At 61.4% G+C, this 11,615-nt stretch carries 10 protein-coding genes; 7 read left to right on the top strand and 3 right to left on the bottom strand.

Annotated features, from left to right (window positions below; translation table 11 throughout):
- The first annotated feature begins 226 nt into the window (after positions 1–226).
- The 7 genes from U5A08_RS05840 (at position 227) to U5A08_RS05810 (ending at position 7,245) form a co-directional block, all read left to right on the top strand.
- Positions 227–1,153, top strand: coding sequence for a glutamate/aspartate ABC transporter substrate-binding protein (locus U5A08_RS05840; RefSeq protein WP_253393606.1), 927 nt, complete (start codon positions 227–229; stop codon positions 1,151–1,153).
- 194 nt (positions 1,154–1,347) lie between these two features.
- Complete coding sequence (locus U5A08_RS05835) at positions 1,348–2,094, top strand: amino acid ABC transporter permease (RefSeq protein WP_247396318.1); 747 nt, start codon at positions 1,348–1,350, stop codon at positions 2,092–2,094.
- Positions 2,094–2,765 carry an amino acid ABC transporter permease gene (locus U5A08_RS05830; protein ID WP_253393604.1) on the top strand — a complete coding sequence of 224 codons (672 nt, stop codon included), beginning with the start codon at positions 2,094–2,096 and terminating at the stop codon, positions 2,763–2,765. Before U5A08_RS05835 ends, U5A08_RS05830 begins: the two co-directional genes overlap by 1 nt.
- On the top strand, positions 2,762–3,496 hold the full coding sequence (locus U5A08_RS05825; protein ID WP_065926530.1) for an amino acid ABC transporter ATP-binding protein: 735 nt from the start codon (positions 2,762–2,764) through the stop codon (positions 3,494–3,496). The genes U5A08_RS05830 and U5A08_RS05825 overlap by 4 nt, the downstream gene beginning before the upstream one ends.
- A 161-nt stretch (positions 3,497–3,657) precedes the next feature.
- Entirely contained in the window at positions 3,658–5,559 is a 1,902-nt protein-coding gene (gene aauS, locus U5A08_RS05820; RefSeq protein WP_321850710.1) for a two-component sensor histidine kinase AauS, read from the top strand.
- Positions 5,556–6,896, top strand: a complete 1,341-nt coding sequence (aauR, locus tag U5A08_RS05815; RefSeq protein ID WP_321850708.1) for a two-component response regulator AauR — start codon at positions 5,556–5,558, stop codon at positions 6,894–6,896. The genes aauS and aauR overlap by 4 nt, the downstream gene beginning before the upstream one ends.
- Before the next feature lie 10 nt (positions 6,897–6,906).
- Positions 6,907–7,245 carry a GlpM family protein gene (locus tag U5A08_RS05810; protein ID WP_253393600.1) on the top strand — a complete coding sequence of 113 codons (339 nt, stop codon included), beginning with the start codon at positions 6,907–6,909 and terminating at the stop codon, positions 7,243–7,245.
- A 70-nt stretch (positions 7,246–7,315) separates the two neighbouring features.
- Here the strand turns inward: U5A08_RS05810 and U5A08_RS05805 are convergent, their stop codons facing one another.
- Genes U5A08_RS05805 through U5A08_RS05795 form a run of 3 tightly spaced genes read right to left on the bottom strand, consistent with a single transcriptional unit; the run spans position 7,316 to position 11,596 of the window.
- Positions 7,316–8,713, bottom strand: a complete 1,398-nt coding sequence (locus U5A08_RS05805) for a sigma-54-dependent transcriptional regulator (RefSeq protein WP_253393598.1) — start codon at positions 8,711–8,713, stop codon at positions 7,316–7,318.
- Positions 8,703–10,472, bottom strand: a complete 1,770-nt coding sequence (locus tag U5A08_RS05800; protein ID WP_253393596.1) for a sensor histidine kinase — start codon at positions 10,470–10,472, stop codon at positions 8,703–8,705. Before U5A08_RS05800 ends, U5A08_RS05805 begins: the two co-directional genes overlap by 11 nt.
- The gene (locus tag U5A08_RS05795) at positions 10,469–11,596 is read right to left on the bottom strand and encodes a GNAT family N-acetyltransferase (protein WP_253393594.1); all 1,128 of its coding nucleotides are present in this window, start codon (positions 11,594–11,596) and stop codon (positions 10,469–10,471) included. The genes U5A08_RS05800 and U5A08_RS05795 overlap by 4 nt, the downstream gene beginning before the upstream one ends.
- Positions 11,597–11,615 lie beyond the last annotated feature (19 nt).

The following is an 11,615-nucleotide window of genomic DNA, read 5'->3' as shown; positions in this document are numbered from 1 at the left end:
ATGCCTGATTCGGTTTGCCGGACCCAGCCGTTATAAATATTCCGCCACACAAAGTTAATACCTATATAAATCATATAGTTAGTACTTTATTCATGGTCTGGCACGACTCATGCTCTACACTTCAGGACGATTGCCTGAGATGCCTCAGGAGCCGTCATGGGCATTCGCTGTATAAGAGAGCCGCTTAACCGGCTTCATAAAAAAAACAAATGTCGAGGAAGTATTGATGCGCATCGTTCCCCATATCTTGGGCGCAGCTATCGCTGCCGCTCTGATCAGCACTCCAGTTTTCGCCGCCGAACTCACCGGCACGCTGAAGAAAATCAACGACTCTGGCACCATCACCCTCGGGCACCGCGACAGCTCCATCCCGTTTTCCTACATCGCGGATGGTTCGGGCAAACCGGTGGGCTACTCCCACGACATTCAGTTGGCTATCGTCGAAGCCCTGAAAAAAGACCTGAACAAACCTCAACTGCAGGCCAAGTACAACCTGGTCACTTCGCAGACCCGTATCCCGCTGGTGCAGAACGGCACCGTGGACATCGAGTGCGGTTCCACCACCAACAACGCCGAACGCGCCCAGCAAGTCGCGTTCACCACCAACATCTTCGAAATCGGCACCCGCCTGCTGGTCAAGAAAGACAAGGATGGCAAGCCGTCCTATAGCGACTTCGCCGACCTGAAAGGCAAGAACGTCGTGACCACCGCCGGCACCACGTCCGAGCGCATCATCAAGGCGATGAACGCCGACAAGCAGATGGGCATGAACGTCATCTCCGCCAAAGACCACGGCGAGTCCTTCCAGATGCTGGAAAGCGGCCGCGCCGTTGCCTTCATGATGGACGACGCCCTGCTGGCCGGTGAAGAAGCCAAGGCCAAGAAGCCGAATGACTGGGTCATTACCGGCACTCCACAGTCCTTTGAAGCCTACGCCTGCATGGTTCGCAAAGATGACCCTGCCTTCAAGAAAGCCGTGGATGACGCCATCGTTGGCCTGTACAAATCCGGCGAAATCAACAAGATCTACAGCAAGTGGTTCGAAAGCCCGATCCCACCCAAAGGCCTGAACCTGAGCTTCCCAATGAGCGACAAGGTCAAGGCACTGATCAAGAACCCGACCGACAAGCCGGCTCCGGAAGTAAAGATCTAAATCCTGACTAACCTTATCTCCTGAGGGAGCCAACCCTCCCTCAGGCGTCTGTTACTACCTGCTGGCTTTATTTTGGAACACTCGACCGGGCGGTTTTCGAGCCGATCGCGTGTGCCTGGCGTTCACCGTCAGGCGGGAATGGATTTTCCCCAAGCGGGTGCTTGTACATCGATCGATCTCGAGGGGAGACCCTAATGAATTACAACTGGGACTGGGGCGTGTTCTTCAAGTCCACTGGCGTTGGCAGCGAGACTTATCTCGACTGGTACATCGCCGGCCTGGGCTGGACCATTGCCATCGCCGTCGTGGCATGGATTATCGCCTTGCTGCTGGGCTCCATTCTGGGGGTCATGCGCACCGTGCCAAACCGCCTCGTATCGGGCATCGCGACCTGCTACGTGGAACTGTTTCGTAACGTGCCGCTGCTGGTGCAGCTGTTCATCTGGTACTTCCTGATACCCGACCTGCTGCCGCAAAACCTGCAGGACTGGTACAAGCAAGACCTGAACCCGACCACCTCGGCCTACCTGAGCGTTGTCGTGTGCCTGGGCCTGTTCACCGCCGCCCGTGTCTGTGAGCAAGTACGCACCGGCATCCAGGCGCTGCCGCGTGGCCAGGAAGCCGCCGCTCGCGCCATGGGTTTCAAGCTGCCGCAGATCTACTGGAACGTGCTGCTGCCCCAGGCCTACCGGATCATCATTCCGCCGCTCACCTCGGAATTCCTCAACGTGTTCAAGAACTCCTCCGTGGCGTCCTTGATCGGTTTGATGGAATTGCTGGCGCAAACCAAGCAGACCGCCGAATTCTCGGCCAACCTGTTTGAAGCCTTCACCCTGGCCACGCTGATCTACTTCACCCTGAACATGAGCCTGATGTTGCTGATGCGCCTGGTCGAGAAGAAAGTCGCCGTGCCCGGCCTGATCTCCGTGGGGGGTAAATAATGGAACTCGATTTCAGCGGCATCATCCCCGCGATCCCCGGCCTGTGGAACGGCATGGTCATGACCTTGCAGTTGATGGTCATGGGCGTGGTCGGCGGTATTGTCCTCGGCACGATCCTGGCGTTGATGCGCCTGTCGTCCAGCAAGCTGCTATCGCGCCTGGCCGGCGCCTACGTGAACTACTTCCGCTCGATTCCGTTGCTGCTGGTCATCACCTGGTTCTACCTGGCGGTGCCCTTCGTGCTGCGCTGGATCACCGGCGAAGACACGCCCATCGGTGCATTCACTTCCTGCGTCGTGGCCTTCATGATGTTCGAGGCCGCGTACTTCTGTGAAATCGTGCGGGCCGGCGTGCAGTCGATCCCCAAGGGCCAGATGGCGGCCGCACAGGCGATGGGCATGACGTATGGCCAGACCATGCGTCTGATCATCCTGCCCCAGGCGTTCCGCAAGATGACCCCGTTGCTGCTGCAACAGAGCATCATCCTGTTCCAGGACACCTCGCTGGTCTACACCGTGGGCCTGGTGGACTTCCTCAACTCCGCCCGCTCCAACGGCGACATCATCGGCCGCTCCAATGAGTTCCTGATCTTCGCCGGTGTCGTCTACTTCATCATCAGCTTTTCCGCCTCGCTGCTGGTCAAGCGTCTGCAAAAAAGGTTTGCCGTATGATCTCTATCAAGAACATCAACAAGTGGTATGGCGACTTCCAGGTGCTGACCGATTGCAGCACCGAGGTTAAAAAAGGCGAAGTGATCGTGGTGTGCGGGCCGTCTGGCTCGGGTAAATCCACCCTGATCAAGTGCGTCAACGCGCTGGAACCGTTCCAGAAAGGCGACGTGATCGTCGACGGCACGTCCATCGCCGACCCGAAGACCAACCTGCCGAAACTGCGTTCGCGCGTCGGCATGGTGTTCCAGCACTTCGAGCTGTTCCCGCACCTGACCATCACCGAAAACCTGACCATCGCGCAGATCAAGGTGCTCGGCCGCAGCAAGGAAGAAGCCACCAAAAAGGGCCTGCAACTGCTTGAACGCGTCGGCCTGTCGGCGCACGCCCACAAGCACCCTGGCCAGCTTTCCGGTGGTCAGCAGCAACGTGTGGCGATTGCCCGCGCCCTGGCCATGGACCCGATCGTCATGCTGTTCGACGAACCGACCTCGGCCCTCGACCCGGAAATGGTCAACGAAGTGCTCGACGTGATGGTGCAACTGGCCCAGGAAGGCATGACCATGATGTGCGTGACCCACGAAATGGGCTTCGCCCGCAAAGTGGCCGACCGCGTGATCTTCATGGACGCCGGCAAGATCATCGAGGACTGCCCGAAAGAAGAGTTCTTCGGCGACATCAGCGCCCGCTCCGAACGCGCGCAGCACTTCCTCGAGAAAATCCTGCAGCACTAAAAAAGCCACAGCTTGCTCCTCCTGTAGGAGCGAGCTTGCTCGCGAAAAACGGCAACGATGACGCGCACATCCTGGATGAACGCGGTGCCCTTGGTTTTTTCGCGAGAACAAGCTCGCTCCTACAGGAAGGGGTGAGCGGTAGCTGACCCAAGGCATCTGTGATGAAATGCGACCCCAACCTCTATCGCGCCGCGCCGCCATCACTTGCCGTGAAGCCTCGTCTGATCCGCCAACTGTTCCTGCCGCCGTTGATCATCGCCCTGATGATCGGCTTGGGTTACATCGGCTTCTGGATCAGTGAGTACTATGGCATCCGCACCCTCAGCGATACCGGCGAACGCCAGTTGGAGCTGCATGCCCGCACCGTCGAAAGCGAGCTGAGCAAATACACCTACCTGCCCAGCCTGCTGGAACTGGAATCCAGCGTGTCCGCGCTGCTGGCCGAGCCGAACCAGGAAACCCGCAAGACCGTCAACGACTACCTCGAAGGCCTGAACCGGCGCAGCCGCAGTCGGGCCATCTATGTGATGGATACCACCGGCCGTGTGCTGGCCACCAGTAACTGGCGCGATGCCGACAGTTACCAGGGTGAAGACCTGTCCTTCCGCGCCTATTTCCAAAACGCCGTGCGCGGCCAGCCCGGGCGGTTCTATGGCATCGGCAGCACCAACGGCGAACCCGGTTACTACCTGGCCCATGGCCTGGAAGAACACGGCAAGATCATCGGCGTCGCCGTGGTCAAGGTCCGCCTCGAAGCCTTGGAAGATCGCTGGAAACGCGCGCGTCTCGAAGCGTTTGTCAGCGACGAGAATGGCATCATCATCCTCTCCAGCGACCCGGCCCGCCGCCTCAAAGCCGTGCGCCCCCTGAGCGACGAGACCAAGGACCGCCTGGCACACAGCCTGCAATATTACTGGGCGACGCTGAACGAGCTGGAGCCCCTGGCCCGCGAGCGCCTCAACGAGGGTACGGAAAAACTGACCTTTCCGGCCAACAGCGAAGTGGTGGCCGACGAGCGCGAAGTCAGCTACCTGGCGCAGACCCGGCCCCTGAGCGACACGCCGTGGAATTTCACCCTGCTCACCCCGCTCAACGACCTGCGCCGGGCGGCGATCAACCAGGGCATCCTGGTGGCCGTCGCCTTTGGCCTGGTGGCGTTCCTGCTGATTGCCTGGAACGAACGACGCAAAGTCATCGCCACCCGCCTCGCCGCCCGGGAAGCCTTGCAGGAAGCCAACAGCCAACTGGAGCGCCGGATTGCCGAGCGCACCGCTGACTTGCGCGCCAGCAACGAGCGCCTCAAGGGGCAGATTCGCGAGCGCCGCCAGGCCGAGGAAACCCTGCGCCGCGCCCAGGATGAGCTGGTGCAGGCGGGCAAGCTGGCGGCCATCGGCCAGATGTCCACCAGCATCGCCCACGAATTGAACCAACCCCTGGCCGCGCTGCGCACCTTGTCCGGCAATACCGTGCGCTTCCTGGAGCGCGGTGCGCTGGATACCGCCAGCGCCAACCTCAAGACCATCAACGAATTGATCGACCGCATGGGCCGCATCACCGCCAGCCTGCGCTCCTTCGCGCGACGCGGCGACGACCAGGGCGAAGCCAGCCTGGGCAAGGCCGTGGATGCAGCGTTCCAAGTGCTCGGCGCGCGCCTCGACAGCCTGCCGCTGACGCTGCACCGCGACTTTGCCCCGGCCCAATTGCAGATCGACCAGACGCGCCTGGAGCAGATCCTGGTCAACCTGATCGGCAACGCCCTCGATGCCATGCAAGCACAATCGGCGCCGGAGCTGTGGCTGGAAGGCCATGAAGCCGATGGCAAGTACCGCCTGCAGGTGCGCGACAATGGCCATGGCATCGACCCCGAAGCGCGCAAGCATCTATTCGAACCGTTCTTCACCACCAAACCCGGCGAGCAAGGCCTGGGCCTTGGCCTCACGTTGTCCGCCAGCCTGGCCGCAGCCACCGGCGGCAACCTCGCCGTGGAGCACCCCGTCGGCGGTGGTACTGCCTTTGTCCTGAGCCTGCCACTGGTGGGCGCTCAAAAAGCTGAGTCGTCATGAACGTAGAAAAAAACCCTGACCTCACCGTCCTGATCGTCGAAGACGACCCCCATGTGCTGCTCGGCTGCCAGCAGGCCCTGGCACTGGAAGACATCCCCAGCGTTGGCGTGGGCAGCGCCGAAGAGGCACTCAACCGCATCGGCGAGAACTTTGCCGGTATCGTCATCAGCGATATCCGCCTGCCGGGTATCGACGGCCTGGAACTGCTCACCCGCCTCAAGACCCTGGATAAAAGCCTGCCGGTGGTATTGATTACCGGGCACGGCGATATTTCCATGGCGGTCGGCGCCATGCGCAACGGCGCCTATGACTTCATGGAGAAACCCTTCTCCCCCGAACGCCTGGTCGAAGTGGCGCGCCGCGCCCTGGAACAACGCGGGCTGGCGCGGGAAGTCTGGTCGCTGCGCCGCCAGTTGGCCGAGCGCGATTCCCTGGAAGGGCGCATCATCGGCCGCTCGCCAGCAATGCAGAACTTGCGCGATTTGATCGCCAACGTCGCCGATACTTCGGCCAACGTGCTGATCGAAGGCGAGACCGGCACCGGCAAGGAACTGGTCGCGCGTTGCCTGCATGATTTCAGCCGACGCCACGACCACCCGTTCGTCGCACTGAACTGCGGCGGCTTGCCGGAAAACCTGTTCGAAAGCGAGATTTTCGGCCACGAAGCCAACGCCTTTACCGGCGCCGGCAAACGGCGGATCGGCAAGATCGAACACGCCCACGAAGGCACGCTGTTTCTCGATGAAGTGGAAAGCATGCCGATCAACCTGCAGATCAAGCTGCTGCGCGTGTTGCAGGAACGCACCCTGGAACGCCTGGGCTCGAACCAGAGCGTGGCGGTGGATTGCCGGGTGATCGCCGCCACCAAGTCCGACCTCGACGAATTGAGCCGCGCCAGCCAGTTCCGTAGCGACCTGTACTACCGCCTCAACGTCGTGACCCTGGAACTGCCGCCCCTGCGCGAGCGCCGCGAAGACATCCTGCAACTGTTCGAACACTTCCTGCAGCAGTCATCCCTGCGCTTCGACCGCAGCGTGCCTGACCTCGACAACCAGACCTTGTCCAACCTGATGAGCCACGACTGGCCGGGCAACGTGCGTGAACTGCGCAACGTCGCCGAACGCTTCGCCCTGGGCCTGCCGGCCTTCAAGAAAAGCGGCGCCAGCAGCGGTAGCCAGGGCGTGGCCTTCACCGAGGCGGTGGAAGCCTTCGAACGCAACCTGCTCAACGACGCCCTGCAACGCAGCGGCGGCAACCTGACACAGGCCAGCCAGGAACTGGGAATGGCCAAGACCACCCTGTTCGACAAGGTCAAGAAATACGGTTTAAGCCACTAGGGAGCTGCGTGTGGATCTGGTATTGAAGGCCGCCCTGGGCGCGGCGGTGGTGTTGATATTGGCCGCGTTGGCCAAGACCCGCAATTACTACATCGCCGGGCTGGTGCCGCTATTTCCGACCTTTGCACTGATCGCCCATTACATCGTCGGCAAGGGCCGCTCGGTGGACGACTTGAAGACCACCATCCTGTTCGGGATGTGGTCGATCATTCCGTACTTTGTGTACCTGGCGACGCTCTACGTGATGGTCGACCGCCTGCGGCTAGAGGCCTCTTTAGCCGTCGCAGCGGTAGCGTGGTTGATGGCAGCGACTGTTCTGGTCAGCGTCTGGGTACGCCTGCAGACCTGACACACCACAATCCAAATGTGTGAGGGGGCAAGCCCCCTCCCACATTTAGAACAGCACTGTGCCAGGCAACTCAGCGGACTATTTTGTCGATCTGAATCCCCAGCTTTTTCAGGCGATACCAGAAGCTGCGCTCGGAAATTCCGATCTTCGCCGCTGCGGCCGCCTGTACGCCATTGCTCTCCAGCAACGCCGCCTGGATGTAGGCTTTCTCCACCTCCGCCAGCGCTGCATCCAGGTCCTGGGGAATGCCCGGCCCGTCGCTGAGGATCGCCGTCACACCGCCCTCGCGGGGCTTCGACGCGAACAGATAACCCGGCAGGTCGATATCTTCGATCACAGGCGACGACGCCACGATGGTCGCGCGCTCCACGCAATTCTGCAGCTCGCGGATATTGCCCGGCCAGTGATACGCCGTCATGGCCTGCAAGGCCTCTGGGCTGAAACCGGTGATGCGTTTGCCGGCGGTGGCGCTGAGGGTCTGGGCGAAGTGCCGGGCCAGGGGCGCGATGTCTTCCACGCGCTCGCGCAAGGGCGGCAGCGGAATCGGGAATACGTTGAGGCGGTAATACAAGTCCTCGCGAAACTCCTTGTTGGCCACCGCGTCCAGCAGGTTCTTGTTGGTGGCGGCGATCACCCGCACGTCCACCTTGCGCTCGCGGGGGTCGCCCACCGGCTCGATCACCCGCTCCTGCAAGGCGCGCAGAATCTTGGCCTGCAGCGCCAGCGGCATGTCACCCACTTCGTCGAGAAACAGCGTGCCCTTGTCGGCCTGCATAAAGCGCCCGACCCGGTCGGCCACGGCGCCGGTGAAGGCGCCCTTGCGGTGGCCGAACATTTCGCTTTCGAGCAGCCCTTCGGGGATCGCCGCGCAATTGACCGCCACGAATGGCTTGTCGGCCCGGCTGCCGTGCTTGTGGATGGCGCGGGCGACCATTTCCTTGCCGGTGCCGCTTTCGCCGGTCAGCAGGATCGTTGCACTGCTGTCGCGCACCGAATCCACCGCCTGCAGCACCTTGCGAAACGCCGGGCTGTCGCCCACCAGGCTGTCGAACTGCGCCTGCTCGTCCAGCTCGGCGCGCATGCGTGCGTTGTCGCGCATGATGTCGCGAAACTGCAGGGCCTTGGCCACGGTGATGTCCAGCTCGTCGATATCGAACGGCTTGGCGATGTAGTCATAGGCGCCGTTACGCATCGACTGCACGGCGTTTTTCACCGTGCTGTAGGCGGTCATCACGATCACCGGCACCTGGGGACAGCGCACCTTGATCTCGGCCAGCAGTGCCGGCCCGTCCATGCCCGGCATGCGCCAGTCACTGATCACCAGGTCGATGTCTTCCTGCTCCAGCACTTTGAGCGCATGCAGGCCGTTCCCCGCAGTGAATACCTGGATGCCGTTCTGGCTGAGGGCCGACGACAACAGGTCACAGAGCTTGGGCTCGTCGTCGACCACCAATATGTTATGCGTCATGACTGTCCTCATCGTCTTCGCCAATCGCCGGAATGTACAGGCTGAACGTGGCGCCGGCATCATTCTCGCTGGCACATTCGATGCTGCCGTCGTGACTTTCCATGATCGAATAGACTTTGGCCAGGCCCAGGCCGGTGCCGGAGGCCTTGGTGGTGACGAACGGCGTGAAGATGCGCTCGATCATATCCGCCGCAATACCCTGGCCGGTGTCGGCGATGCTGATGACCGTATTGTCGCCCACCGAACGAATGCCCAGGGTCAGGCGGCCGCCTTCAGGCATGGCATCGATGGCGTTGAGAATCAGGTTAAGGCAGGCCTGCTTGAGTTGCTTGGCATCGGCGTAGATGGTCGCGCCGGGCGCCTGGTCGTCGATGTGCGCATCGATGTTGTGGCTGGCCAGCTCGGGGCCGCAGAAACCCAGAATTTCGTCCACCAGCGCGCGAGCCGGCAGCAACACGCGCAACGGCGGGTTGGGTTTGGCGAAGTCGAGAAACTCGGTGATCAGGTCGTTGATCCGGCTGACTTCGCTGATCACGTATTCCAGGTGGCGCTTGTCGGCTTCCGGTAAGTCGGCGCGACGGTGCAGCAGTTGGGTGGCTGTCTTGATGATGCCCAGCGGGTTACGGATTTCGTGGGCCAGGCCCATGGCGACTTCACCCAGGGCGTGCAGGCGGTCGCGTCGGCGCAGTTGGGCTTCGAGGTGATGCAACTCGCCCAGCCGCTCGGTCATATGGTTGAAGGTGCTGCTCAATTGCGCCAGTTCATCGCCACCGCTGACCACCACACGGTGCGCATAATTGCCCGAGATCACCGCGCTCACACCCTGGGACAGATCGCGCAACGGCTGGGTCAAGCGCCGCGACACCAGCAGCCCCGCCGCCAGGGACAGTGCCGAGCTAACCAGGAAAATCAGCACGAACAGGTTGCTCTGGTTCACCAGCCCCACCAGGCTGGTATGCCGCAGCAGGCCGCTGAAGATCACGCCTTGCAGCTCGCCGCCATCGTTGAAGATCGGCCAGTACAAACCGCTGTAGTCGTTGGTGAATTGTTCGCTGGGCTGCTTGGTGCTGCGCATCGCGGTTTCGATGTTTTTCGGGATGTGCGAGGGGTGATCCTTGAAGCGCTGGGTCGAGAAAATTTCCGAAAAACCACCGGGATTGGCCAGGTACAGGCGCAGGTCGAGGGAATGCACATCAGCCACGCTGGTGAGGAAACTGCTGTCCAGGTAGGTGGCCACCAGCAGCACGTAGTCAACGTTTTCCTGGCTGGTCTCGAAGGTCGAGACCACGATACCGGTACTCACCCCCGCCAGTTGGACGGTCTGCAATGCGGCGTTGCTGGTCAGGTTGATCTGCTTGACGATGTCATCGGGCGCGGTGCTGAACACCACTTTGTGATCACTGCTGCGAATCAGTGCCACCACGTCGATATCCGTGGCTTGGGCGATATCGGCGGTGAGCCTGTCGTGTTTGGCCGCCTGCCGATTGGAGGCCGGGCCGGTATAGCGCAGGAACAATTGCGCCATGCGCGCGTTGTCATGCAGGATGTCGCCGATCTCGTCCTTGACGATCTTGGTCGACTCCTGCAGCCAGATACGCACGTTGCTGTCGAAAATCTGCGACAACGTGGTGGCGGCCAGCTCGGCCGCGATCATGGTCGGAATCACACTGACCAGCCAGAACGCCAGCACCAGCTTGCGCTGGACGCTCCAGCGCGAAATGGCAAAGGGGCGGGCTTTTTGGCGGGTCTTGGTGATCATCGGGTTTCGCTTATCACAGCAGCCATGGCAGGGTCGGAACGATCCGGTCGAAGAAACATTTTCGCGAGTCTGAGCAGGCCGTTGACCAGCCGGTTACGGTGGCGGAAGAACAGGCTGTTGCCCTCAAACTCGCACCCCAGCCGCAGCTTACTGGCATACCCGGCCTGTCCGCACTCATACAGCGCAATATTGTGTTGGATACAGTAGTCGACATTGGTTAACCAACTGCGGAAGTAGAGGTTGTAGTCACGGGTAAACTCCACGTCGTGCCCGAAGAACTTGTCGACCAGCCGATGCTCGTCCACCAGCATCAGGTTGAACGCCACCAAGTGCTCGTCCACCCAGTAAAGAGCACAGACCGCGCGCTGTTCAAGGCGTTCAAGTACGCCGGTGAAGTAGCTGGCGGGCAGGCGTTCGAACTGCAGCTCGGCACGGGTCAACGTGGATTCATACAGGCGCATGACCTCGGGCAGCACATCGTCGATGTTGCGCCGCCACTCCACCCGTGGGCCAGGCGCACGCAGTTTGCGACGCAAGTCCTTGCGTGTGGATTTGCCCAGCGAGCCCAGGTAGGCGTCCACCGAGCCGTAAGGCAGCGGCAATACGCCCGTGGGCAAACTCGGCATGCTTTGAAAGCCTGACACGCGGCAACTGTCGGCCCAGTGCCGGTCCTGCGTCGGCGCATCCTTGACCGCCACCAGGCCGATGCCGAACTCATCGGCGTCCTGGCGCGCCGCCAGCAGCAGGTGTTTGAGCAACCGCGGGCGGTGCCCCTCAGGCACGCTACTGGCAAACCCAGCGTCGCAACGCTCGGCCACCGGCGAACCGATGGCGTACAACCCCACCTGCAAAACACCCGGCCACAGTCGCTCCAGGCGTGCGGTCAAGCGCTTGCCGGCGCCCGACACCGTGGTGTCGAGGCGGTAATGGGTGATGAACGCGGCGGCCACGGCCACCAGCGCTCCGTCTTCAAATACCGCCAGGTAGCGCCATTGAAAATCGTCGATGGCGGCGTTTTCCACGGCGACGTAGTAGTCCCAGTCCTCCAACGCTCCGGGAAAACAGTCGTTCCAGGCACTGCGCCGAATGTCCCGGATGGTCGGGAAGGCTTGGGTGGTAATCACATGTTTCCCTTATTTCTAT

This window comes from Pseudomonas paraveronii (genome assembly GCF_963681955.1).
In the GTDB taxonomy this organism is placed as follows: domain Bacteria; phylum Pseudomonadota; class Gammaproteobacteria; order Pseudomonadales; family Pseudomonadaceae; genus Aquipseudomonas; species Aquipseudomonas paraveronii.
This window is presented reverse-complemented; position numbering and strand designations above follow the sequence as displayed.